Raw genomic sequence first — 25,041 nt, 5'->3', positions numbered from 1 at the left:
GGTGCGGGCCGTCAGGGACGTACTGGTGCTACGCGGGTACCTCGACGAGGGGGTACACGCCGTTCTCGTCGTGCGTCTCGTTGCCGACGACCGGGGGATTGAACACGCACAGCATGCGCATCGTGGTACGCGGCTCGACGGTGTGGCGCTCGTGTCCGTTGAGCAGGTACATCGATCCCGCACCGAGCTCGTAGGTTTCTCCGGTCTCGCGGTCGGTGAGCGTTCCCTCGCCCTCGATCAGCCAGACGGCCTCGACGTGGTTGGCGTAGTGGAAGTTGTTCACCGTGCCGGCCTGAATCGTGGTCTCGTGGAACGAGAATCCGACCTTGTCGCCGCCGAGAATGATTCTCTTGCTGCGCCAGTTGCCGTCTTCGCTCTCGATGTCGCGATCGGTACCGGTGATCTCCTGGGTGGTGCGAACGATCATGCGATGTCCTCCTTCGATGTCGGTTGCTGCGGACGGACGGTCAGGAAAGCACCTTGGCGACGGCGCTCTCGATGACGTCCAGACCGCGGTCCAGCTCGTCCAACGTCGTGGTCAACGGTGGGAGCAGCTTGACGACTTCGTCCTTCGGTCCTGCCGTTTCCACGAGCAGATGCTCGTCGTAGCAGAGCTGTGAGACCTTGCCGGCCAACTCGGCGTCGTCGAATACGAGTGCCTGGACCATGCCGCGGCCGCGAGTGGAGATGCCGTCGAACTTTGCGCAGAGCTTGATGAAACGATCCTGGATGTGCTCGCCCTTGGCGAGGATCTCCTTCTCGAAGCTGTCATCGGACCAGTAGTGGTCGATGGCGGCCTTCGCCGTGACGAACGAGGGGTTGAAGCCGCGGAAGGTGCCGTTGTGCTCGCCCGGTGACCACACGTCCAGCTCGGGCTTGAACAGGGTCAGTGCCAGCGGCATGCCGTAACCGCCGATGGACTTGGACAGCGTGACGATGTCCGGGGTGATGCCGGCTTCCTCGAACGAGAAGAACTGTCCGGTGCGACCGCAGCCCATCTGGACGTCGTCGACGATCAGCAGGATCTCGCGACGCGAGCACAGCTCCGCCAACGCGCGCAGCCATTCGGGGCGCGCCACGTTGATGCCGCCCTCACCCTGGATGGTTTCCACGATCACTGCGGCCGGGCGGTTGAACCCGCTGCCCGAGTCGTCGAGTACGCGCTCGAACCACTGGAAGTCCTCGGTGACTCCTCCGAAGTAGTTGTCGTACGGCATCGGAGTGGTGTGCACCAACGGAATTCCGGCGCCGGCACGCTTCATCGAGTTGCCGGTGACCGACAGCGCGCCGAGTGTCATGCCGTGGAATGCGTTGGTGAAGTTGATGATCGCCTCACGCCCGGTGACCTTGCGTGCCAACTTCAGGGCCGCCTCGACGGTGTTGGTGCCCGTCGGTCCGGGGAACTGAACCTTGTAGTCCAGGCCGCGGGGGTCGAGGATGTTCTTCTTGAACGACTCGAGGAATTCGCGCTTGGCGACCGTGGACATGTCCAGTCCGTGGGTGATGCCGTCGCTGGTGATGTAGTCCACCAACGCGCCCTTGATCATGTCGTTGTTGTGGCCGTAGTTCAGTGCGCCTGCGCCACCGAAGAAGTCGAGGTAGTCGTTGCCGTTCTCATCGGTGATCACCGAGTTCTTCGCGGTGGAGAACACGGCGGGCCACTGGCGGCTGTAGCTCCGCACTCCGGACTCGACGGTCTCGAACACATCGGGCTTCTCTGTTGTGACGGTGTTCTTTTCGGTCATGTTCTGCTTGTTCCTTTCGTAATTCCGCGATGCGTCGGGGCCTACGGTGTAGAGCTCCTCCGCTTCGTGGCTATCAGGGAAATCGTTGGGCGCGAACAAATCCGACTTGACGATGTCGGTGCCTCGCTTACGTGCGAGGCTCGTGAAGGTTGCGATGGACGCTTCGTTGTCCGGGCTGATCGTCGTTTCCAGATGCGTGATGCCCTGTGGCTCGAGGCGGTCGAGCAGCTCCATCAGCATGCGACCGGCAAGTCCCTTGCCACGCTGGTCCGCATCCACGGCGACCTGCCACACGAACAGTGTGCGGGGGGCGTCCTGGCGGATGTATCCGGTGACGAAACCGACTGCGCGGCCGTCGATGTCGGATACGACGGTGGTGGCCGCGAAATCACGGCACCACAACACGTACGAGTAGCTGGAATTGAGATCCAGAACTCGCGAATCTCTTGCGATCTCCCAGAGCCGGACTCCGTCGGAGATCTGTGGCTTACGAAACTTCACTGCGTCCGGCGCAGTGAGCGGGGTACCTCTCAGCAATGCGGGCTTCATAGGAAAAACAAACGTAACAAGGTCGCCGAGGCATATCGAGTGAGTCCGCAGATCGACCCCCGAAACGGACATGCTTCCCCTGGTTAACCACCGATTGTGATGGTGGTCACACATTCCTGACCCAGCTGGCTGTACCCAGCGCTGCAGAAATCAAACCATGCAATTTCGACCGGTCGTCATTTCGGTGTTGCGAGAGCGAACGGCAACACCGCCGAGGCGCCCGCTGACGTCAGAGCCGACGCCGCACAGGTGAACGTCCACCCCGTGTCGGTGACCAGATCGATCAACAGGATCGGTCCCGTCACGGACGATACGTCCGGAACGTCCCACGAGTCCACCAGCCCGGCGACCCGAAAGGCCGAATTGGCGGCCGACACGGGTGGATGACCTGCCCTGACCTGCATCACCCCGAGATCCTCCAATTTGCCGACCGATGCCAATCGCGCGGCGATCGACCGCACCAGGAGCGGGTGGGTAGGGGAGTCGAGAGCCAGAACGGCAGTGGGCCGCTGCTTCCAATCCCAGTTGGCGAGCACGGTGATGCACGCCTTCTCCAGTGCATCGGTGGCCGGAGCGTCGGGCGCATCGAGCAGGGCACGCAGTCGGCTGCCCCAGCCCAGGTCGGTGAGCCGGCCCAGTACACGCCCGGGTTCGTGGGGGTCGGAGATCTTGCCCGAGAGCGAGACACCGAGCTTCTTCATACCGCTGGGCCACTGCTTTCTGGGCTGCAGGTCGATGCCCGGCCGATCCAATCGTGCCCTCGCCGAGTCGACCGAGGCCGCATCCACCGAGGCGGACAGGTGCTCACCGGTGCAGTTGTCGCACTGCCCGCATCGGTCGGACTCACTACCGGGTGCGCCCAGGTCCGGGTCGTCGAGCTGTCTCCGCAAGAACTCCATCCGGCAGCCGTCGGTGCCCTGGTAGTCGATCATGGCCTGCTGTTCGCGGTCCCTGGCCTGCTCGAGACGCTCGTAGCGGGACGCGTCGTACGTCCATTGCTCCCCGGTCGCCATCCAGCCGCCACGAACGCGTCTGACCGCGCCGTCGACGTCGAGGACCTTCAGTACCATCTCGAGCCTGCTGCGGTTCAGCTCGACCAGCGGCTCCAGTGCCTGCGTCGACTGAGCCTTCTCGGTGTTCAATGCATCGATGACCTGCCGCACCAGATGTTCGCGGGGGAAGGCGACCGAGGCGAAGTAGCTCCAGATCTGCCGATCCTCGTGGCCGGGAAGCAGCACCACATCGGCTCGTTCCGTGGCGCGACCGGCACGCCCGACCTGCTGGTAGTACGAAATCGGAGACGACGGTGCCCCCATGTGCACCACGAAACCGAGGTCGGGCTTGTCGAAGCCCATGCCCAATGCGGACGTGGCGACCAGGGCCTTGACTCGGTTGGCCAGCAGGTCACTTTCGAGCGACTCGCGTTCGGTCGGGTCCGTCTGACCGGTGTACGAGGCCACGACGTGCCCCTGATCGGTCAGCAGCGCCGCCAGGTCCTTGGCCGCCGACACCGTCAGGGTGTAGATGATTCCCGAACCGGGCAGCGTCTTCAGATGATCGCCGAGCCACGCCGCCCGTTCGGTGGCATTGTCGATCTTCACCACGGCCATGCGCAGAGAGTCGCGTGCGAGCCCGCCGCGCAGGACGAGTGTGTCTCCGCCGCCGACACCCAACTGCGCCGCGACGTCGTCCACCACGCGGTCGTTCGCCGTCGCCGTGGTCGCGAGTACGGGGATACCGTCGCGCAACTCGGCGATCAGAGTTCTGATTCGTCGGTAGTCGGGTCGAAAGTCGTGGCCCCAATCGGAGACGCAGTGAGCTTCGTCGACCACGACGAGGCCCGCGTCCCCGGCCAGGGACGGCAGTACCTGATCGCGGAAATCGGGATTGTTCAATCGCTCCGGACTGACCAGCAGCACGTCGAGTTCACCGGAGTTGACCTGCTGATGAATGTCGTCCCATTCGGTCATGTTGCCGGAGTTGATGGTGGCGGCGCGCACGCCCGCCCGCTCGGCGGAGGCAACCTGGTTGCGCATCAGCGCCAACAACGGAGAGACGATGACCGTCGGACCCAGGCCCTGCGCGCGCAGCAGCTTCGCCGCGATGAAGTAGACCGCCGACTTGCCCCAACCGGTCCGCTGCACCACCAGCGCCCGCCGCCGATGCACCACGAGGGCCTCGATGGCCGTCCACTGGTCTTCGCGCAGCACTGCATCGGGGCCGGCGAGTTCGCGCAACAGTTCCTCGGCGCTCTCGCGCAAGTTCCCGGTCGTGGGCTCCGTGGTCGTTGTCATAGGCTCCATCGTGCAGTAGGCATCCGACATCAAACACGGGCCGGTCGGAAACGGTCGGACCGAGCAGCCCGAAAGGATCATCGGTGGTCGATCCCGATTCCGATTCGATGCCGGCCGACCAGGGACCCGTGCACCGTCACCTGTGGGCACTGGCAGTGGTGTTCGTCGGCGGAGCGGCGGGTACGGCAGTCCGCTACGTGATCGAGGAGCAGCTCCCGCATTCGGCATCGCAGTGGCCGACGGCGACCTTCGGCATCAACATCGCCGGTGCATTCGTGCTCGGCCTTCTGCTCGAGTCACTCGTTCGCGGTGGGCCCGATGCGGGAAATCGGCGCAGGCTGAGGTTGCTGGCAGGTACCGGGTTCTGCGGCGCGTTCACCACGTACAGCACCTTCGCCCTCGAGACGGTCGAAGGGTTCCGGAGTGGGTTCACCGGGGTGGCCGTGGCCTACGCAGTGGTCAGCGTGATTGTCGGCATACTCGCCGCCTGGGCCGGAATCGCACTGGCAGGCAGAGTGGTTCGATGATCGCGCTGTGGATCGCAGTGGCCGGCGGGCTGGGGGCAGTCGTTCGCTTCGTCGTCGATGCGGAAGTGAAGTCACGTCTCGCGGCACGGACGAGCTTTCCGTGGGCGACACTCGGCATCAACGTGTCCGGGTCGTTCCTGCTGGGGGTGCTGGCCGGATGGGTGATGTTCCGAGCCGGCTCGACCGACGCCCAAGCCGTCATCGGCACCGGGTTCTGCGGCGGGTACACCACGTTCAGCACGGCGAGTGTCGAGACCGTCCGGTTGCTACAGCACGGGCGTCGACGCGATGCCGCAGTCAACGCGATCGTCTCGCTGCTGGCGTCCGTCCTCGCATGCGGCGGTGGTCTGGCTCTCGCGTCGATGTGAGGTCGGAAACCATGATGGTTCGTTCCGCGGGCTCCACTCACGCCTGACTGACGCGAACCATGTTCCCGGCGGGATCGCGGAATGCCGCGTCGCGCGCTCCCCACGGCTGACTGGTCGGTTCCTGCAGAATTTCGGCGGTGCCTGCCGCGCGGATCTTCTCGAACGCGCCGTCGAGGTCGTCTGCGCGAAACCACAAACCGGGCAGTTCACCCTTGGCGAGCAGCGCAGCGATCTGATCGCCGAGCTCCTGGGACCGTCCCGCATGCGGCTGTGACAGTACGATCGCGATTTCGGGTTGATCGGCGGTGGACAGGGTTATCCACCGGAAGCCGTCGTGCACCACCTCGTTCTTCACCTCGAGTCCGAGGGTGTCGCGATAGAAGGCCAGAGAGGCATCGGGGTCGTCGGTGTAGATGTGGCCGTGGCTCAGGGAAAGTGTCATGTCGCAAGGCTAGGACGCGTCGGACGACATCGCTTCTTCGATTCTGCTCGATTGCACGGAGATCGCGGTCCGTATCGGTCGGCCCACCGCCAGGGACACGCAACTCGGCATCCCCTGGCTGTCGCTGTGATCACGGGCGCGGTACGCGCTGGGTGTCTCACCGACGATCTCGGTGAACCGGGAGCTGAAGGATCCGAGACTGGTACAGCCCACTGCGAAGCAGGCCTCGGTGACGCTGACATCTCCGCGGCGCAGCAGGGCCTTGGCGCGCTCGATTCGGCGGGTCATCAGATGTGCGTACGGCGTCTCACCGTAGGCCTCGCGGAAACGGCGACTGAAGTGCGCGGTGGACATCGATGCCGTGCGGGCCAGAGCGGGAACGTCGAGTGGCTCGGCGAATTCGCGATCCATTCGGTCGCGCGCGCGGCGCAGACGTCGGAGTTCGTCGAGGTCGGGGGTGTTCATCCAGTGGCCGCATCTCGCAGTGCGTCGATGTCCTCGCGAGTACCCGAGGACGTGCTCGCACCCGGCCTCGTCGCGGCGAAAGATCCTGCAACGCAGGCCCATTCGACTGCCTTGCGCGGGCCGTCGAACCAGGACGCAGCCAGTGCTCCGGCGAATGCGTCGCCGGCCCCGGTGGTGTCGACGGCGTCGACGCGCGGAGCAGGGACCTCGAACGATTCCGAGCCGCGGTACCGAGCGCCTCGGGCACCGAGTGTGGTGATCACGTGCGTCACCTCGTTCAGCCGGTTTCCGAGTCGGCTTTCCTCGGCTTCGTTGACCACGAGCACGTCGGTTGCCGCCACCAGGGCGTCGGGCAGATCCTGAACCGGTGACGGGTTCAGCATCGTCACCACACCGCGAGAGCGTGCGTACTCGAATGCGGTCACCACGGTGGCGAGGGGAATCTCCAACTGACACAGGAGAATGTCGGCGTCGGAGATGACGGTCAGGTCGTCGTCGGTGAGGTCGCGAACGCGTTCGTTGGCCCCGGGGACCACGACGATGTTGTTCTCGGCGTGATCGTCGACGGTGATGGCGGCGATGCCGCTCGAACCTGCTGTGGTGCGCAGCGCGCGGTCGTCGACTCCCGCGCTCGACAGGGTCCGGCGCAGTGTCTTCCCGAACTCGTCGTCTCCGACCGCTCCGATGAACGACACAGGAACGCCGGCTTTGGCGGCGGCGATGGCCTGATTGGAGCCCTTGCCGCCCGGCGAGGTGGTGAACGATGTGCCCAGCACGGTTTCGCCGGGTTCGGGCAGGGACGGTGCCCGGGTGATCAGATCCATGTTGATGCTGCCGAGCACGGCGATGCGAGGGTTCGAGGCGGACACCGACGAACTGTATCGCTCGGGCGGATGCACTCGTCCCCGAACTGCCAATTGCAGATTGTTGACAATCCTAATTCGGTGGGTGACGATGGCAGCCATGACAGCGTCGACTCGCACCCACCTCAGCCCGGCACTCAAGCAGGCGACCCCGATCGTCGTCGATCACGGAAAGGGCAGCTGGATCATCGGCACGGACGGGCGCAAGTACCTCGACTTCACCACCGGTATCGGCGTCACCAGCACCGGGCACTGCCATCCCCGCGTGGTCGAGGCCGCCCGCGAGCAGGTGGGCAAGATCATCCACGCTCAGTACACGACAGTCATGCATCAGCCGCTGCTGGCGCTGACCGACAAGCTCGGCGAGGTACTACCGCCCGGTCTCGACAGCGTCTTCTACGCCAACTCCGGCTCCGAGGCCGTCGAGGCATCGATTCGGTTGGCGCGCATGGCGACCGGACGGCCCAACATCATCGCGTTCCACGGAGGGTTCCACGGACGCACGGTGGCGGCCGCGTCGTTGACCACCGCGGGCACCAAGTTTCGGTCCGGATTCTCACCGATCATGGGCGGTGTGCACATCGCGCCGTTCCCGTACGCGTTCCGATACGGCTGGGACATGGACACCGCCGTCGCCTTCGCGTTGAAGGAACTCGACTACCTGCTGATGACGATGTCGAGCCCCGCCGACACCGCTGCGTTCATCATCGAGCCGGTACTCGGTGACGGCGGTTATCTGCCCACGCCTCCGGAGTTTCTCGAGGGCCTGCGCGAACGCGCGGACACCCACGGGATCGTCCTCATCGTCGACGAGGTGCAAGCGGGGGTCGGCCGTACCGGGAAATTCTGGGGTCATCAGCACTCGTCGATCACTCCCGACATCGTCATCACCGCGAAAGGTCTGGCCAGCGGATTTCCGATCTCGGCGATCGCGGCATCGACCGAGTTGATGAGCAAGGCCTGGCCCGGATCGCAGGGCGGCACGTACGGCGGCAATGCCGTCGCCGCTGCGGCGGGTGTCGCGACGCTCGACGTCGTGCGTGAGGAAGGTCTGGTCGCCAACGCTGCCGCGCAGGGCCGAGTTCTGCTCGACGGCCTGCTCGCACTGAAGTCCGAGCACTCTGCAATCGGTGATGCACGTGGACTCGGCTTGATGCAGGCACTCGAATTCGTCGACAGCGCAGGCAATCCCGATGCTGCGGCCGCTCTGCGCGTACAACAGGGCGCGATCGACGAGGGGTTGTTGCTGCTCACCTGTGGCGCGCTCGGCAACGTGGTTCGGATCATCCCGGCGCTGATCGTGAGCGACGACGAAATGCGGCAGGGCCTCGACGCGTTGTCGCGCACACTGAAGAATGTGCTGTGACGGCTGCTTCCGTTCGGTCCCCGGTTCCTGCGCTCGTGCAGGAAGTACGCGAACTGGGCATCGAGATCGACGACTCGGATCGGCGGCTCGCCGAGTACTCCTACGACGCCTCGAACTACCGAATTCCGCCTGCCGCCGTTGTGTTTCCGCGCAATGCCGATGACGTGTCGACCGTGGTTTCGCGGTGCGCCGCTGCCGGAATTGCGGTCATCGGCCGAGGCGGCGGAACATCCATGGCGGGCAACGCGATCGGTCGCGGCATCGTGCTCGATTTCTCTCGCCACATGAATCGCGTGATCTCGGTGGACACCGACTCGCGAACGGCGGTGGTGGAACCGGGAATCGTCATCTCGGAGTTGCAGCGAGAGTTGGTGGCGCGCACAGCCGGGGAATTCACGTTCGCCCCCGACCCGTCCAGCAAGACACGCGCGACGGTCGGCGGGGCGGTCGGCAACGACGCATGCGGTAATCATTCGGTGCGCTACGGACGAACAGCGGACCACACGGTGGCGATGGACGTGGTCACCGCCGACGGGCACCTGCTTCGAGTGACTCGTAGCGGTGTGGCGGCAGTGCATTCGCAGGATTCCGCGGCAACCGATGCGGCCGAACGTATCTCGCGTGAGCTGCAGTCGCTGGCGGCGGACAACCTCGCCCTGTTCAGAGTCGAGCTGGGCCGCATACCGCGACAGGTCTCCGGATTTCACCTGTCGCATCTGCTGCCCGAGAACGGGTTCGACGTCGCTCGTGCACTCGTCGGAAGCGAGGGCACCTGCGCGGTGATCGTCTCGGTCACCGTCGCCGTCGTGCCCGTACCGCGGGCCGCGCTGTTGCTCTGCCTGGGCTACGACGACGTGGTGGCCGCCGCGGCCGACGTGACGGCCATTCTCGAGTTCTCGCCTGCCGCGGTGGAGGGTATCGACGACAACATCGCCCGGACGATGGAGTACCGCCGCGGACCGGACTCCGTCCGCGGTCTGCCCGCGGGAAACGCCTGGCTCTACGTCGACCTCGACGGTGCCGATACCGCCGAAGTGGAGAACAAGGCCGCCCGTCTGCTCGAGGCGCTCGGTCTTCTCGGCCGCGTCAAGGAGGGCCGCATCGTCACCGACCCTGCCGATCGAACAGCGCTGTGGCGAGTACGTGAGGACGGCGCGGGGCTCGCGACCCGCCTGGCCGGCGGAGCCGAGTCCTGGGGCGGCTGGGAGGACGCCGCCGTCGCACCCGAGAACCTGTCCGCCTATCTCGCCGACCTCAACGTGCTTCTGTCCGAACACGATCTGACGGGGGTGATGTACGGACACTTCGGTGCCGGCTGCATGCACGTGCGCATCACGTTCGATCAGCGCACCGACGCCGGACGACGAGTGATGAACGACTTCCTGCGCGCCGCCGCGCGGGTGGTGGTCGAGCACGGCGGCAGCCTGTCCGGTGAGCACGGCGACGGCAGGGCACGCTCGGAACTGCTGCCGGTGATGTACTCGCCCCGCATGCTCGACGCGTTCGCACGATTCAAGCGCATCTGGGATCCCGGCGGCATCCTCAACCCGGGGTCGATCACCGATCCGGAACCGATGATGGACAACCTGATGCTGCAGGGCATCCCACAGCGGGAATGGAAGACGACCTTCGATCTGCACCAGATCGGGACGCGGGCAGACCTGGATCCCTTCGTACACGCAACTCAGTCGTGTGTCGGTGTCGGTAAATGCCGCACAGCGTCCGGAGGCGTCATGTGCCCCAGTTTCCGCGCCACGGGCGACGAGAAGGATTCGACGCGGGGTCGAGCACGAGTGCTGCAGGAGATGGTGCGCAGTTCGCCGACAGTTGCCGACGGATGGGCCTCGAAGGACGTGGCCGAATCGCTCGATCTGTGTCTGTCCTGCAAGGCCTGTTCGTCGGATTGTCCTGTCGGAGTGGACATGGCGACGTACAAGTCCGAGTTCCTCGATCATCATTACGCGGGGCGACTGCGGCCGCTCTCGCATTATTCGCTTGGCTGGTTGCCCCGCTGGCTGAAGGTGACGAAGAGAACGGCACCGTTGCTCAACCGTCTGCTCACCCCGCGCATCGCGGCACTGGCGGCTCGGCTCGGTGGGCTGACCACCGAGCGGCCGTTGCCACGATTCGCATCGGCGAAGGAACTGGCGCGAGAAGTCCGGCTCGGCGGCGGCCGCGACGCGGACGTCGTGTTGGTCGTCGACACCTTCACTCAGGGTTTTCGTCCCGAGGTCGCGGGCGCGGCTCAGCGCGTGCTCGAGGACTCGGGACGCAGCACCGAATGCCGGACCGACGTGTGCTGTGGTCTGACCTGGATCTCGACGGGCCAGCTGAAGGCCGCCCGCGCGCACCTCACGAAAGCCGTTGCAGCACTGGACGACGGCACCGACCGGCCCATCGTCGTCACCGAACCGAGCTGCGCGGCGGCGTTCCGCAAGGACATGCCGGAGTTGGTTCCCACCCCGGCCGCGAGACGAGTCGCGGCGCGAGTACAGAGTTTCGCGGGCGCGGTGATCGATCAGGCCGCGGCCGGGTGGGTGCCCACGGCGGAGATTCCCGACTCGGTGACCGTACAGACCCACTGCCACGAATATGCGGTGTTCGGCAACGCCACCCAGCGCACGGCATTGGCCTCCGTCGGTATCGACGCGGTGCGGGAGGCCACCGGATGCTGCGGCGTGGCAGGCAATTTCGGCTTCGAGTCTCGGCACTTCGAGCTGAGCATGGCGGTCGCCGAGCAGGCCCTCGCGCCGGCGCTCCGTGACGCCGAGCCGGACACTCCGATTCTGACCGACGGATTCTCCTGCCACATGCAGGTGCGTCAACTCACCGGTGACCTGACCGGTGACGCGTCCGTACACCTGGCACAGATACTCGATCCACGTTCGACGAAAGGACCGCGGCCATGACCGCCAGTTCGACCACCAGCCTCACGCGTCCCACGATCACGGCTCCGACCGACCTGTTCATCGCAGGCACGTGGACCGCCGCAGCGTCGGACGCCCGGTTCGATGTCATCGATCCCGCCAGCGGTGAGGTCATCGCCAGCGTCGCCGACGGCGGCATCGCCGATGCCGAGAACGCCATGGCCGCAGCGGTCGACGCCGCCGCCGACTGGGCCGCGACGCCGCCGCGTGCACGTAGCGAAATCCTCCGCACGGCATACGAACTGATCATGGCGCGGTCGGAGGAGCTCGCTGCGATCATCACCGCGGAAATGGGAAAGCCACTGGCCGATGCGCGGGGTGAGGTGGCGTACGGTGCCGAGTTCTTCCGCTGGTTCTCCGAGGAGGCGGTGCGCATCTCGGGCGATCACACCCTCACCGGAGACGGCAAGAACCGCATCGTGGTCACCCGAGCACCCGTCGGACCGTGCATTCTCGTCACTCCGTGGAACTTCCCATTGGCCATGGGAACTCGCAAGATCGGCCCTGCATTGGCGGCAGGATGCACCGTGGTGTTCAAGCCGGCCGAGCAAACTCCGTTGACGGCACTGGCCCTGGCCGAAATCCTGCGCGACGCCGGTGTTCCGGCGGGAGTGGTCAATGTCGTGACCACCACCGACGCGTCGGGTGTCGTGGGCTCGTGGATGAGCAGCGGTTCGGCCCGCAAGATCAGCTTCACCGGGTCGACGGCGGTGGGCAAGATCCTGCTCGAACAAGCCGCATCGACGGTGATGCGCACCTCGATGGAGCTCGGTGGCAACGCACCCTTCATCGTCATGGACGACGCCGATCTCACGCGCGCCGTCGACGGTGCGATGGTCGCCAAGATGCGCAACATGGGTGAGGCGTGCACCGCCGCCAACCGATTCTTCGTACACCGCAGCGTCACAGCGCAGTTCGCGGAGGCGCTCGCCGAGCGGATGGGTGCACTGTCGGTCGGGGCCGGAAGTGCACCCGGAACCGAGGTGGGTCCACTGATCGACGACGCGGGCCGCACCAAGGTGCAGACACTCGTCGACGACGCCCTCGGGCGCGGCGCACGTGCGATCGTCGGGGGAGTGGCCCCGGACGGACCCGGCTACTTCTACCCACCGACGGTCCTCACGGACGTCGACGCGACGTCGGATCTGATGTCACAGGAAATCTTCGGGCCGGTGGCAGCAATCGTTCCGTTCGACACCGAGGACGAGGTGATCGCCCTCGCGAACGACACCGAATGGGGACTCGTCGGATACGTCTTCACCCAGGACATCGACCGTGCTCTTCGGATGGGTGAGCGCCTCGAGGTGGGCATGGTCGGCCTCAACACGGGGCTGGTGTCCAATCCGGCTGCGCCGTTCGGTGGCGTCAAACAGTCCGGACTCGGCCGCGAGGGCGGAAAAGTCGGCATAGACGAATTTCTGGAGTACAAATATTTCGCCATTCCCCGAGGCTGAGAGAGGTTTTCGATCATGCCCAGTTCGAGACGACTGACGCCCATCGACGCACGCAACACGTCGATGGTCATTGCCGACCAGATTCGCGACCGCATCATCGACGGGTCCTACGCCCCAGGGGAACAGATCAACGAGGCCAACGTCGCCGCGGAACTCGAGATCTCGCGGGGACCGGTCCGGGAGGCGTTGCAGCGTCTCAATCAGGAGGGGCTCCTCGTCAGCTACCGGAATCGAGGCGTGTTCGTCGTCGAGCTGAGCAGCGAGGATGTCACCGAGATCTACGAATCCCGCGCGGCGATCGAGGTCGGTGCCGCGTGGACTCTGGTGCACGGCGATCGCGCTCGTTTGGTTTCGGCTGCCGATGAGCTCTCGGCCATCGTGATGCAGATGCAGCCGTTCATCGATCGGGCGGACTGGCGAGGTCTTGCCGAACGGGATCTGGCGTTTCACACCGCCCTGGTCGCGGCAACGCGCAACAGCCGAATGTCGCGAATGTACGCCACGCTCGCTGCAGAGGCGCGAATCTGCATGGCCAACCTCGAAACCGCGTACTACCGGCCCGAGGCGCTGGTGGAGGAACACCAGCTGATCGTCGACCTCCTGCTCGGATCCGACTGGGACGCACTGGAAAAGGGCGTGCACGAGCACATGGACACCGCTATCCACGATCTGACTCGCGCCATGGTCGAGGAGCAGGCAGAACACTCGGCGCTGGCCACTCCGGGTTAGTCGCCTGCCCGCAACACAGCATTTACATCCGAAGTCTTGCGAACCTCTCGCGCCAGCGCTTAGCCTGATTGTCAACAATCTACTAAAACGACTTCCTTGAAGGGGGTGCCCGTGAACGACTCACCCGACGCCGCCTACGTCACCGCACTCGGACCCGACGAGACCACAGGACGGGCCGCTCCAGGCCTGGCTCGGTACCCCGATGTTCCGAACAGCACGCCGATCACCTTCACCGACGAGGAGTACGCCGCCCGGCTCGCTGCCGTCCGAGAGCGGATGGCAGCGCAGAACCTCACCGCGCTCATCGTCACCGATCCCGCGAACCTGTACTACCTGCTCGGCTACAACGCCCTCTCCTTCTACACCCCGCAGATGCTGTACGTGCCCCTCGACGGAGAGATGTACTTCTTCGCCCGCGAGATGGACGCCAACGGCGCGTTTCGGACGTCATGGCTGCCGCAGGATCGAACGTTCGGCTACCCCGAAACATTCGTACAGCGCAAGGACACCCACCCGTTCGTCTGGGTCGCCGCAAAGCTGCGGGAACTGGGACTGGTGAACAACTTCGAGCACGGCCAGGTCGGGTTGGAGATGGACTCGTACTACTTCAGCCCGAAGGCATTCGAGGCACTGGTGAAGTCGCTACCCGAATACCGCTTCACCGACTCCTACGAACTGATCAACTGGGTGCGAGTGGTCAAGTCGCCGGCGGAGATCGCCCTGATGCGCGGTGCCGCCCAGGTGTGCGAGTCGGCGATGTCGGCCGCGTACCGGTCGATCTCGGTCGGTGAACGGCAGTGCGACGCAGCTGCTGCCATCATGAACGCACAGGTACGCGGCACCGAGGAGTTCGGCGGCGACCACCCCGCCATCGTCCCGATGCTGCCCACCGGTGCCGGAGCCGACACCCCTCACCTGACCTGGTCGCATCAGCGCTTCGTGCGGGGCGAGACCACCGTCGTCGAACTGGCCGGAGTGTTCCGGCGCTACCACGTCCCGATGGCGCGCACCATCGTTCTCGGAAAGCCAAGTCCACGTTTGGATTACCTCGCCAAGTCCACCGGGGAAGCCCTGAACGACGTGCTCGCAACCGTACGGGCAGGCGTCACCGCCACCGAGCTGGCGCAGGTGTGGAACACCAGCCTGGCCAAGCACGGACTGCACAAACCGTCGCGCATCGGCTACTCGATCGGCATCGCCTACGCACCCGACTGGGGTGAGCGCACCGTCAGCCTGCGCACCGACGACGAGACGGTACTCGCCGAGAACATGACGTTCCACATTATCGGCGGAATGTGGATGGACGACTACGGATACGAGGTATCCGAGGCCGTTCGTGTCACCGAGAACGGCCTCGAAACCTTCACCGCATACCCCCGAGAACTACTGACGAAGGAGTGAGCATGACCGCCACCGCACAAGGTCGCCCCGCAGGCTCCACTCCTGTTACGAAGGGTCGTTCCGCAGGCTCCACTCCTGCCATCCCCTGGGCGCTACGAACCGACAAGCTGGTGGGATCGGTGATCGATTCGTCGACATCGCTCCTCGCCGCGCAGAAACACGACATCGTTCGATTCGCCATGGGATCTCCTGCAGCCGAGACGGTTCCGGCCGCTGCGTTCACCGAGATCGCCGGCAGCGTACTCACCGCGGACGCATTCGATTACGGTGCCACCGAGGGTGATCCGGGTTTGATCGACGCGTTGCTCGCATACCTCGACTCGGTGGGCGAACCCACGACCGAGGAGCGGGTGGTGATCACCTCAGGCGGAATGCAGGGCCTCGACATCGCGTGCAAGCTGTTCATCGACCCGGGCGACCTGGTGATCGTCGAAAGTCCCACGTACACCAACGGAACCGCGACCGTACTCAGCTACGGAGGTGACATTCTCGAAGCTCCGATGGACAGTGACGGCCTCATCGTCGAGGCGTTGCCCGAGCTCGTCGAGCGCGCAGGTCGAGTGCCGAAGATGATCTACGTGATTCCCAACTTCCAGAACCCGTCCGGGGTCACCCTGTCGCTCGAGCGGCGTCAGCTGCTCATCGAGCTGGCACACCGGTGGGGATCGGTGATTCTCGACGACGATCCGTACGGCCTGCTGCGCTTCTCAGGGGATCCGATTCCCAGTTTCGGCACGCTCAGTCCGAACGACCCGCTGATCTTCTCGGTTCGGACCTTCTCCAAGATGATCGCTCCAGGCCTGCGAGTGGGGTGGGTGGACGCCGCCCCCGAGGCTCGGCAACTGATCGTCAACGCCAAACAGGCCATGGATACGTGCACCAACCTGCCCGGTCAGCGGATGGTGGCCGAGTACATCCGGCGCGGCCTGCTCGACGAGCATCTTCGATCGTTGGCCTCGGTGTACCTGCCCCGCAAGGTCGCGATGCAGAACAGCATCGAGAGGTACTTCGGCGAGTCGATGTCGACGACGGATCCCGAGGGAGGCTTCTTTCTCTGGGCGACGTTGCGCGGCAACGATGTCGACTTCTCGACGCAGGACCTGTTCGAGACGGCGCTGGCCGAGGGCGTGGCCTACATACCGGGGCCGGCATTGTCGGTGGGTGGGAAGTTCCACGACTCGTTACGGCTGTGCTTCGCCTCGTCGACGCCCGAACGTATCGACGAGGGGATCAGGCGGCTGGCGGCAGCGGTGGAGAAGTCCAAGCATCTGCTCGCCTCCGATCCCACCCGATGACCGTCTCGGATTCCGAACGCGCTCTGCTGGATTCGATCGACGAGCACGAGATCGTGACTCTGACAGCGGCATTGATCGACGCGGGCGGCGAAAACCCCGGCGACACGGAGGAGAAGACTGCAAAGGTCCTCGCCGAGCACTGTCGCGCACTGGGATTCGACGTTCGAACCGTCGAGGTGGTTCCGGGTCGGCCCAACGTCATCGTCTCGATCGGATCCGACGATCGCCCGGGAGTCCTCTTCGTCGGGCACTCGGACGTGGTCCCCGCGGGAACGGGCTGGACCACCGACCCCTTCTCCGCCGTGGTTCGAGACGGCCGCATCGTCGGCCGTGGGGCCTGCGACATGAAGGGCGGCCTCGCCGCCGTCGTGGCCGCGATGACCGCGGTGCAGCGCGCCGGTCTTGCCGACGAGCATCCGATGACGTTGGCGTGCCTGGTCGACGAGGAGGACACCGGTCTCGGCATCCGAGCGTTCGTGGCCGACCCACCACTGCGGAACCACAGCCACTGCGTGGTGGCCGAGCCGACGGATCTGGTCACCATTGTCGGTTGCCGAGGCGCCGCCAATCTGGAGATCGAGATTCGCGGCCGCTCCGCACATGCGGGACAACCTCGTAACGGAGCCAATGCCATAGCGGCTGCTGCGCGCATCATCGCGATCATCGAAGACTGGCAGATCGAGCTGGACGGCAAACCCGATCCCGAGTTGGGCCCCGCCACCTGGAACGTGGGAACCATCTCCGGTGGGACGGGAACCTCGATGGTCGCCGATCGCTGCACGCTCACCGTCGATCGGCGACTGCTTCCCGGCGAGCGGGCCATCGATGTCGTCGACGAATTGCGCTCACGTATCGAAGCAGCGGATGTGACCGGATCCGGTATCGAGGTGACAATCGACGTCGCGATGGAGATGCCCGGCTTCCTGACCAGCGCAGACAGCGGATTGGTCAGCACCGCAGTGCAATCGGTCCTCGACACCGGATCTGCGAGTTCGACTGACATCTGGACTGCTTCGTGCGATGGTGGTTTCGTGGCACAGCAGATGGGTATCGGCACCGTCGTGCTCGGTCCGGGGGAGATCGAAAACCAGGCACATCGGCCGGACGAATCCGTGGCCGTGCGGCAATTGACCGACAGCGCAAGGGCGTACGCGCTGATCGCCACCAGAATCGCTGCGCCACCTGGGCTTTAGCGCCGCACCGGGGGGTTGGCCGAATCGAACGTTGCGCGTCGTCGTAAAGTCGAACGCTGCGAAGTACCACACCGACGCTCCATGTTGTTCACAAAAGCGAGAGGTATTTCGACCGTGACCGAAAATTCAGGGTCGGCATCGTCGCCGACCGGATATGCACCGAGTACCGACACTCTGAGCCCGGACGAGACCAAAGTTCTGCACCGGGCCATCGGCGGATCCGCACTCGGCAACGCAGTCGAGTGGTTCGACTACGCGGTGTACGGCTATCTGGCCGTCTACATCGCCGCCAATTTCTTCCCGTCCGAGGACGGGGGAGCGAGCCTGCTCTCCACATTCGCCGTGCTGGCCGCGTCGTTCATCATCCGGCCCATCGGCGGCATCGTTCTGGGCCCCCTCGGTGACCGAATCGGGCGTCAGAAAGTCCTGGTTCTGACCGTCACGATGATGACGCTGGCCACCGCGACGATCGGCGTGCTGCCGACGTTCGACACGATCGGCATCGCCGCACCGCTATTGCTGCTCGTCTGCCGATTGGTGCAGGGCTTCTCCACCGGTGGTGAGTACGGCGGCGCAGCCGTGTTCATGGCCGAATACGCGCCGGACAAACGCCGCGGATTCTTCGGGTCGTTCCTCGAATTTGGCACTCTCGCCGGCACCGTGGGCGGTGCCACGCTGTGCACCCTGCTCAACGTGGGTCTCGGCGACGAGACGATGGAGGCCTGGGGCTGGCGAATCCCGTTCCTCGTGACGTTGCCACTCGGCATCGTTGCGCTGTGGCTGCGGACCCGCCTCGAAGATTCTCCCGTGTTCGCCGAGGCCAAGGAAGACGGCGGCACGGTGGAGGAGGGTTCGGGTGGGGCCATGGCCTCGCTCAAGACCACCATGACGTACTGGCAGCGAATCCTGATCCTCATGGGATTCGTGCTGCTTCTGAACATCGCCTACTACACGGTGCTGACGTTCTTGCCCTCGTATCTGAGCGACACGTTGGGCCACAGCACGACTCAGTCCAACTTCACTCTCGTGGCCATCATGATCGTCATGATGGCGATCATCAACCCCATCGGCGCTCTGTCCGACCGGGTGGGCCGAAAGCCGCTGCTGCTGGCGGCCTGCGTCGGGTACTTCGTGCTCAGCGTGCCGTTGTTCCTGCTGATCATCAATACCGGACTGGTCGGGCAGAGCATCGGTTTGCTCGGTCTCGGAGTGTTGCTGGTCATCATGTGCTCGTGTGTGTCGTCGACACTGCCCGCACTGTTCCCCACTCAGGTGCGCTACGGAGCGTTCGCCATCGGATACAACGTCTCGACGGCGCTCTTCGGCGGTACCGCTCCGCTGATCCTGACGTTCCTCATCGATCGGACGGGCTCGAACCTGGTCCCGGGCTGGTACATGATGATCGCGGCCGCCATCGCCTTCGTGCCGATTCTGCTGATGCCGGAAACCGCAGGCCGTTCGCTGCGCGGCACCCAGTGCCCCGGCGACAACGACGACGAGGTCGCTGCCTCCGGCGTCGAGCTCGTCGGCTACAAGAAGAAGTAGTGGCACCGGTTCTCGTCGTTCTGCACGCCGGCGACCTCCCCGACGGACTCGAATCCGTCGAGGAGGTCGCCGACGTCCGGTACGCCACTTCCGACACACTCGGTGATGCGGTCGACGGTGCCGACGCGTTGCTGCTGTGGGATTTCTTCTCGCCTGCAGTCGAATCCGCGTGGCCGCGCTGCAGTTCGCTGAAATGGATCCACATCGCCGCCGCAGGCGTCGACTCGTTGATGTTCGACGATCTGGTGGAATCCGATGTGGTCGTGACCAATTCGCGGGGAGTCTTCGACCGACCGATCGCAGAGTTCGTGCTTGCGCAGATCCTCGCCTTCGCCAAGGACTCCGAACGTTCACGTGCACTGCAGCATTCGAAGATCTGGCAGCACCGCGAGACCGAGCGCATCGATGGTGCTCACGCGATGATCGTGGGTACCGGCGCGATCGGCCGGGCTATCGCCACCTTGTTGAATGCAGTGGGAATGTCGATCTCCGGCGTGGGTCGAACAGCACGAGAAGGCGACCGAGACTTCGGGACCGTGTACGCCAGTGATGATCTGGCAGCCGAAGTGGCGCGGGCCGACTACCTGGTGCTGGTCGCCCCGTTGACCGAACAGACGCGAGGAATGGTCGACGATTCGGTGCTGGCCGCGATGAAACCCGGTTCACGCGTCGTGAACGTGGGCCGCGGGGAGTTGCTCGACACCGAGGCACTGCTGGCGCACCTGGCCACCGGGCACATCGCAGGTGCCGCACTCGACGTGTTCGAGACCGAACCGCTCTCGGCCGACCATCCGTTGTGGACGGCCGAGAACGTGATCGTCACACCGCACATGAGCGGTGACGCGTCGGGGTGGAAGCTGCGACTGGCAGAGTTGTTCGCCGACAACGCACGTCGATACTTCCGCGGAGAACCGTTGCTCAATGTCGTGGACAAGAAGCTCGGCTTCGTGGTCTGAACTCTCAGTAGGCCCGCTCGTACTGCGGTGCCACGGCCGGGAGCATCTCGACGCCGAGTTCGCGGGCAGCGCGTCGCGGCCAGTACGGATCCCGCAGTAGCTCGCGCGCCAGCAGCACGGCCGTCGCCTCGCCCAGCGAGACGATGTCCTCCGCCTGCTTGGGTTCGGTGATCATGCCGACCGCGGCAGCGGGCATGGTCGTCTCGTTCTGGATGCGCCGCGCGAACGGAACCTGGTAGCCGGGACCGACCGGAATTTTGGCGTGCACGTTTCCGCCGGTCGAGGTGTCGACCAGATCCACCCCGTGCTCGGTGAGGATCTGCGCCAAGGCCACCGTCTGATCCGACGTCCAGCTCGGAGCCTCCAATGCGGGCGTGCCCTCCCCACCGGGTCGTTCCGCAGACTCCACTCCTGCAGCATTCTCGGGCTCGTCGAGCCAATCCGTCGCCGAGAGGCGAACGAAGACCGGAAGCTCGGCCGGCCACACCTCACGCACCGCGTCGACGACCTCGATCAGCAGCCGCGTGCGACCCGAGAAGTCGCCGCCGTACGAGTCGGTCCGCGTGTTGCTGGCGGGGGACAGGAACTGGTGCAGCAGGTAGCCGTGTGCGCCGTGTATCTCGACAACCCGGAATCCTGCTTTCAGCGCCCGCTGAGCGGCAGTCCGGAAGTCGTCGACGATCTTCGCGATGTCCTCGGCTGTGGCCTCCTTCGGGGTCGCGTAGTCACCGAACGCAACCGCGCTCGGGCCGACGGTCTCCCAGCTTCGGGGATCCTCGGCGGGCAAGGACTTGCCACCCGACCAGGGAGCCGCGGTCGACGCCTTGCGGCCCGCGTGTGCCAGCTGGATACCCGGCACGGTTCCGAAGGATTCGATCTCGGCGACGATCGCCGCCAATGCGTCGGCCTGAGTGTCGTTCCAGATACCCAGGTCCGACGGGCTGATGCGACCCTCGGGGCTCACCGCGGTGGCTTCGGTGATGATCAACCCGGCACCGCCGATCGCCCGGCTCACCAGGTGGGTGCGATGCCAGTTGCCGGCGACGCCGACACTGTCACCCGCCTCGTCGGCCGAGTACTGGCACATCGGTGCCATCCACACCCGGTTCGGGAAGGTGACCTCACGCAGGGTCAGAGGCTCGAACAGCGCACTCACAAGTGGTTCCTCCGGTCTTCGGGCGGCGTCGACGGTCGGTCGACGATCTTCACGCTGTGCTGCAACGACGCGGCGATGCAGCTTCATTCCCGGCCCCTATTAGTGTGTAGTTCATGACAGCTTCCGTCTCGGCCGAACCGGTGACCACGACTGCCGACGAGCGAGAGAACGTGCACGCCGCAGCCCGCCGAGCGCGCACCGCATCACGCGCGCTCGCGCTGCTGACGACTGCAGAGAAGGACGCTGCGCTGCATTCCGCGGCCGACGCGGTCGTCGCTGCAACGGAGTCGGTACTCGCCGCGAACGCAGTCGATATCGAGAACGCGCGAGCGGCCGGTACCGACGAGGGGCTGCTGGACCGCCTGCGGCTGACCGCGTCGCGCATCGACGGCATCGCCGCCGGTCTGCGACAGGTGGCCGGGCTGCCCGATCCGATCGGCGAGATCATCCGTGGTTCGACGCTGCCCAACGGGCTGGAGATTCGGCAACTGAGAGTTCCGCTCGGCGTGGTGGGCATGGTCTACGAGGCTCGGCCCAACGTCACCGTCGACGCGTTCGGTCTCGCGTTCAAGTCCGGCAACGCGGTGCTGCTTCGTGGTTCGTCGTCGGCGGCACGGTCCAACGCGGCACTTGTCGAGGCACTGCAGGGAGCGTTACGCGGTCACGGTCTGCCCGAGGCCGCGGTGCAACTTCTCGGAAGCGCCGACCGTGCCACGGTCACCCACCTCATCCAGGCGCGCGGACTGGTTGACGTGGTGATCCCGCGCGGTGGAGCAGGACTGATCGCTGCGGTCGTGCGCGACGCAACGGTCCCCACCATCGAGACCGGCGTCGGAAACTGCCACGTGTACATCCATGCTTCTGCCGATCCGGAGACGGCCGAGAAGATCGTGCTCAACGCCAAGACCCGGCGGGTCAGCGTCTGCAACGCCGCCGAGACCGTGTTGGTGGACTCCGCGATCGCCGAGACCATGGTGCCCCGGCTGCTCCAGGCGTTCCAGATGCACAGCGTCACTGTGCACGGGGACCTGCCCGGGCTCGTGCCTGCGCACGACGAGGACTGGTCGCAGGAGTACCTCTCCCTCGACATCGCGCTGAAGGTCGTCGGCGGTATCGACGAGGCGATCGAGCACATCGACCGATACGGCACCGGCCACACCGAGGCGATCGTCGCCGCCGACATCGGTGCCGCGCGCGAGTTCACCCAGCGGGTCGATGCGTCCGCGGTGATGGTCAACGCGTCCACGGCGTTCACCGACGGAGAGCAATTCGGCTTCGGAGCCGAGATCGGTATCTCGACTCAGAAGCTGCACGCGCGTGGACCCATGGGATTGCCCGAATTGACCTCGACCAAGTGGACCGTGTGGGGCGACGGACACGTCCGAGACTGACACCCCTCGAAGTACCGGCCAGACCCGATCATCAGGAGCTGTGACATGGATCGTGCCCTACCGACGACACCCCCGCTGTTCGCCAGCGTGGACGACGTCCAGAGGCGCCTGGCCGAGACGGGCTATCTGGCCGACAAGGCCACCGCCACCTCGGTGTTTCTCGCCGATCGCCTCGGCAAGCCGCTGCTGATCGAAGGTCCGGCGGGAGTGGGCAAGACCGAGTTGGCCCGTGCCGTCGCGCAGACGACCGGTGCCGAACTGGTGCGGCTGCAGTGCTACGAGGGTGTGGACGAGGCTCGCGCGCTGTACGAGTGGAACCACGCCAAGCAGATCCTGCGCATCCAGTCCGGTACCGCGGCCGATTGGGACTCGACCAAGCTCGATGTCTTCTCCGAGGAATTCCTGTTGGCGCGGCCGCTGCTGCAGGCGATTCGTCGGACCGATCCCACGGTTCTGCTCATCGACGAGACCGACAAGGCCGATGTCGAGATCGAAGGTCTGCTGCTCGAGGTGCTCAGCGACTTCGCGATCACCATTCCCGAACTCGGCACGATCGTGGCCGAGCGGACGCCGTTCGTGGTGCTCACCTCCAATGCCACCCGTGAACTGTCCGAGGCCCTGAAGCGTCGCTGCCTGTTCCTGCACCTGGACTTTCCCGACGCCGACCTCGAGCGCCGGATTCTCGCCAGCAGGGTTCCCGAACTGCCCGAGGCCGTCGCCGAGCAGATGATCAAGACCGTGCGGGTACTGCGCGCGATGCAGCTCAAGAAGTTGCCCTCGGTGGCCGAGACCATCGACTGGGGACGCACTCTGTTGGCGCTCGGTATGGACACCCTCGACGACGATGCGGTTCGCTCCACACTCGGTGTGGTGCTCAAGCATCAGTCGGACCAGGTCCGCGCGGCAGCCGAACTCCGGCTCAACTGACATGCAGGCCCCGCACGGAATTCCCGGTCACCTCGTCGGTTTCGTCGATGCGCTGCGTCGGCGTGGAATTTCGGTCGGGCCGTCGGAGACGGTCGATGCCGGACGCGTCCTGTCGGTTCTCGACCTGCTCGATCGGGAGGCCGTGCGCGAGGGTCTGGCCTGTGCACTGTTGCGCCGGCCGACGCATCGCGGAGTCTTCGACGCCCTGTTCGACCTGTGGTTTCCGGTGGCATCGGGCACCAGGGACTCGGGGCAGATCGATACCGCGTTGCCTCGCACCGACGCCGGCGACGTCGACATCGATGCGCTCCGCGAGCTGTTGGTGGATCTGCTCTCGGACGACTCGGCCGAGGCCGCGGAGTTGACCCAGATGCTGGCTGCGCAGATGGTCGAGGAACTCGGACAGTACAAGTCCTCCAACGGGCCTTCGTTCTCGGCGTATCAGGCCCTGCGCGACGTTGCGCCCGAAACGTTGCTGCGCAAGATTCTCGACGGATTGCTCGGGCGCAGCGACGACGCGCCCGATCGCCCCACCGACGACTACGAGTCCGAGGTCGCCAAACGCACTGCCGCGCAACGTATCGCAGACCTACGCAAGATGGTCGAGAGCGAGACGAGGCGTCGTTCGGCAGAGAAGCTGGGCCGTGAGCGGGTAGCGAGCTACGGGGTGCCCAAGCTCGCCGAGGAAGTCGACTTCCTGCGGGCCTCGGACACCGAGATGGCGGCGCTGCGGCGTAACGTCACCCCTCTCGCCCGGCTGCTGGCGTCGCGACTTGCGGTGCGGCGCAGCCGAAGCAGACACGGCTCGATCGATCTGCGTCGCACGCTGCGCAAGTCGATGTCAACCGGCGGCGTCCCGATCGACCTGGTCGAGCGCAAGCCTCGGAGAGCACGCCCCGAACTCGTTGTGCTGTGCGATGTCTCGGGCTCGGTGGCAGGATTCAGCAATTTCACTCTGCTGCTGGTGCATGCACTACGCGAGCAGTTCTCGCGCGTGCGCATCTTCGCGTTCATCGACTCCACCGACGAGGTGACGCGATTCTTCGATTCCGGTTCCGATCTCGGAGCCGCGATGAGCCGAATCATCGGCGAATCCGATCTCGTGACGTACGACGGACACTCGGACTACGGCCATGCACTGACGACGTTCGACGAGAAGTACGCCCATGCGGTCACCAGTCGCAGTTCGGTGCTGATTCTCGGTGACGCCCGCACCAACTACCGCGAGCCGAAGCTGCCGGCGTTGGCGCACATCGTGTCGGTGGCCAAGCATGCGTACTGGCTCAATCCGGAACCGAAATCGCAGTGGGGTTCCGGCGATTCGGCGGCCAAGGTGTACTCCGACGTGATCGCGATGCACGAGTGCCGATCGGCTCAGCAGCTCGCCACCGTGGTCTCGCGTCTGCTTCCGGTGTGAGGCGTGTGACGCCCAGCGGCAACCCGGACGT

21 protein-coding genes and 1 pseudogene are annotated in these 25,041 nt (G+C 65.2%); 14 read left to right on the top strand and 8 right to left on the bottom strand.

Annotated features, from left to right (window positions below):
* Positions 1–28 precede the first annotated feature (28 nt).
* The 4 genes and pseudogenes from CH274_RS14080 to CH274_RS14070 all read right to left on the bottom strand — a co-directional run bounded on the left by CH274_RS14080 (position 29) and on the right by CH274_RS14070 (position 4,588).
* Complete coding sequence (locus CH274_RS14080) at positions 29–427, bottom strand: ectoine synthase (protein ID WP_032394579.1); 399 nt, start codon at positions 425–427, stop codon at positions 29–31.
* 40 nt (positions 428–467) lie between these two features.
* Positions 468–1,745, bottom strand: a complete 1,278-nt coding sequence (gene ectB / locus CH274_RS14075) for a diaminobutyrate--2-oxoglutarate transaminase (protein WP_256993596.1) — start codon at positions 1,743–1,745, stop codon at positions 468–470.
* 48 nt (positions 1,746–1,793) lie between these two features.
* Positions 1,794–2,294 (bottom strand): annotated as a pseudogene (gene ectA, locus CH274_RS29685) (diaminobutyrate acetyltransferase); the annotation flags it as partial.
* A 176-nt stretch (positions 2,295–2,470) separates the two neighbouring features.
* Positions 2,471–4,588, bottom strand: coding sequence for a RecQ family ATP-dependent DNA helicase (locus CH274_RS14070; RefSeq protein WP_094658033.1), 2,118 nt, complete (start codon positions 4,586–4,588; stop codon positions 2,471–2,473).
* 107 nt (positions 4,589–4,695) lie between these two features.
* On the opposite strand from CH274_RS14070, the gene crcB (CH274_RS14065) reads away from it, so the two are divergent.
* A complete protein-coding gene (crcB, locus tag CH274_RS14065; RefSeq protein WP_045199560.1) occupies positions 4,696–5,115 on the top strand; it encodes a fluoride efflux transporter CrcB in 420 nt (139 codons plus the stop codon).
* Positions 5,112–5,483: a fluoride efflux transporter CrcB gene (gene crcB, locus CH274_RS14060; RefSeq protein WP_094657805.1), complete on the top strand. Its 372-nt coding sequence runs from the start codon at positions 5,112–5,114 to the stop codon at positions 5,481–5,483. Before crcB (CH274_RS14065) ends, crcB (CH274_RS14060) begins: the two co-directional genes overlap by 4 nt.
* 37 nt (positions 5,484–5,520) lie before the next feature.
* On the opposite strand, the gene CH274_RS14055 is transcribed toward crcB (CH274_RS14060), so the two are convergent.
* Genes CH274_RS14055 through CH274_RS14045 form a run of 3 tightly spaced genes read right to left on the bottom strand, consistent with a single transcriptional unit; the run spans position 5,521 to position 7,214 of the window.
* A complete protein-coding gene (locus CH274_RS14055; RefSeq protein ID WP_094657804.1) occupies positions 5,521–5,925 on the bottom strand; it encodes a VOC family protein in 405 nt (134 codons plus the stop codon).
* A 9-nt stretch (positions 5,926–5,934) separates the two neighbouring features.
* Positions 5,935–6,390, bottom strand: coding sequence for a helix-turn-helix transcriptional regulator (locus tag CH274_RS14050; RefSeq protein ID WP_094657803.1), 456 nt, complete (start codon positions 6,388–6,390; stop codon positions 5,935–5,937).
* Positions 6,387–7,214, bottom strand: a complete 828-nt coding sequence (locus CH274_RS14045; protein ID WP_373453931.1) for a ribokinase — start codon at positions 7,212–7,214, stop codon at positions 6,387–6,389. The genes CH274_RS14050 and CH274_RS14045 overlap by 4 nt, the downstream gene beginning before the upstream one ends.
* A 139-nt stretch (positions 7,215–7,353) precedes the next feature.
* On the opposite strand from CH274_RS14045, the gene CH274_RS14040 reads away from it, so the two are divergent.
* The 9 genes from CH274_RS14040 to CH274_RS14000 all read left to right on the top strand — a co-directional run bounded on the left by CH274_RS14040 (position 7,354) and on the right by CH274_RS14000 (position 20,119).
* Entirely contained in the window at positions 7,354–8,619 is a 1,266-nt protein-coding gene (locus CH274_RS14040; protein ID WP_032394574.1) for an aspartate aminotransferase family protein, read from the top strand.
* Positions 8,616–11,528: an FAD-binding and (Fe-S)-binding domain-containing protein gene (locus CH274_RS14035; protein WP_094657801.1), complete on the top strand. Its 2,913-nt coding sequence runs from the start codon at positions 8,616–8,618 to the stop codon at positions 11,526–11,528. The genes CH274_RS14040 and CH274_RS14035 overlap by 4 nt, the downstream gene beginning before the upstream one ends.
* The gene (locus tag CH274_RS14030) at positions 11,525–13,000 is read left to right on the top strand and encodes an NAD-dependent succinate-semialdehyde dehydrogenase (protein WP_094657800.1); all 1,476 of its coding nucleotides are present in this window, start codon (positions 11,525–11,527) and stop codon (positions 12,998–13,000) included. Before CH274_RS14035 ends, CH274_RS14030 begins: the two co-directional genes overlap by 4 nt.
* Positions 13,001–13,015: 15 nt before the next feature.
* The gene (locus CH274_RS14025) at positions 13,016–13,729 is read left to right on the top strand and encodes a GntR family transcriptional regulator (protein ID WP_230596661.1); all 714 of its coding nucleotides are present in this window, start codon (positions 13,016–13,018) and stop codon (positions 13,727–13,729) included.
* 222 nt (positions 13,730–13,951) lie between these two features.
* On the top strand, positions 13,952–15,130 hold the full coding sequence (locus CH274_RS14020) for a M24 family metallopeptidase (protein WP_176459079.1): 1,179 nt from the start codon (positions 13,952–13,954) through the stop codon (positions 15,128–15,130).
* A gap of 2 nt (positions 15,131–15,132) precedes the next feature.
* Positions 15,133–16,425: an aminotransferase-like domain-containing protein gene (locus CH274_RS14015; protein ID WP_179275740.1), complete on the top strand. Its 1,293-nt coding sequence runs from the start codon at positions 15,133–15,135 to the stop codon at positions 16,423–16,425.
* Positions 16,422–17,618 carry a M20 family metallopeptidase gene (locus CH274_RS14010; protein ID WP_032394572.1) on the top strand — a complete coding sequence of 399 codons (1,197 nt, stop codon included), beginning with the start codon at positions 16,422–16,424 and terminating at the stop codon, positions 17,616–17,618. The genes CH274_RS14015 and CH274_RS14010 overlap by 4 nt, the downstream gene beginning before the upstream one ends.
* Before the next feature lie 114 nt (positions 17,619–17,732).
* The gene (locus CH274_RS14005) at positions 17,733–19,163 is read left to right on the top strand and encodes an MFS transporter (protein ID WP_256993572.1); all 1,431 of its coding nucleotides are present in this window, start codon (positions 17,733–17,735) and stop codon (positions 19,161–19,163) included.
* Positions 19,163–20,119, top strand: a complete 957-nt coding sequence (locus CH274_RS14000; protein ID WP_094657799.1) for a D-2-hydroxyacid dehydrogenase — start codon at positions 19,163–19,165, stop codon at positions 20,117–20,119. Before CH274_RS14005 ends, CH274_RS14000 begins: the two co-directional genes overlap by 1 nt.
* Before the next feature lie 4 nt (positions 20,120–20,123).
* Here the strand turns inward: CH274_RS14000 and CH274_RS13995 are convergent, their stop codons facing one another.
* Complete coding sequence (locus tag CH274_RS13995; RefSeq protein WP_179275739.1) at positions 20,124–21,275, bottom strand: NADH:flavin oxidoreductase/NADH oxidase; 1,152 nt, start codon at positions 21,273–21,275, stop codon at positions 20,124–20,126.
* A 113-nt stretch (positions 21,276–21,388) separates the two neighbouring features.
* Here CH274_RS13995 and CH274_RS13990 point away from each other — a divergent pair, with 113 nt between their 5' ends.
* The 3 genes from CH274_RS13990 to CH274_RS13980 are packed head-to-tail and all read left to right on the top strand — an operon-like array spanning position 21,389 to position 25,010.
* On the top strand, positions 21,389–22,666 hold the full coding sequence (locus CH274_RS13990; protein WP_094657798.1) for a glutamate-5-semialdehyde dehydrogenase: 1,278 nt from the start codon (positions 21,389–21,391) through the stop codon (positions 22,664–22,666).
* A gap of 45 nt (positions 22,667–22,711) precedes the next feature.
* Positions 22,712–23,593, top strand: coding sequence for an AAA family ATPase (locus CH274_RS13985; protein WP_032394569.1), 882 nt, complete (start codon positions 22,712–22,714; stop codon positions 23,591–23,593).
* 1 nt (position 23,594) lies between these two features.
* On the top strand, positions 23,595–25,010 hold the full coding sequence (locus CH274_RS13980) for a vWA domain-containing protein (RefSeq protein WP_045194639.1): 1,416 nt from the start codon (positions 23,595–23,597) through the stop codon (positions 25,008–25,010).
* Positions 25,011–25,041: the final 31 nt, after the last annotated feature.

It is taken from the genome of Rhodococcus sp. 06-418-5, assembly GCF_002258285.1.
In the GTDB taxonomy this organism is placed as follows: Bacteria; Actinomycetota; Actinomycetes; order Mycobacteriales; family Mycobacteriaceae; genus Rhodococcoides.
The sequence above is the reverse complement of the archived record's forward strand: the minus strand, read 5'-3'. Positions and strand labels throughout refer to the sequence as shown.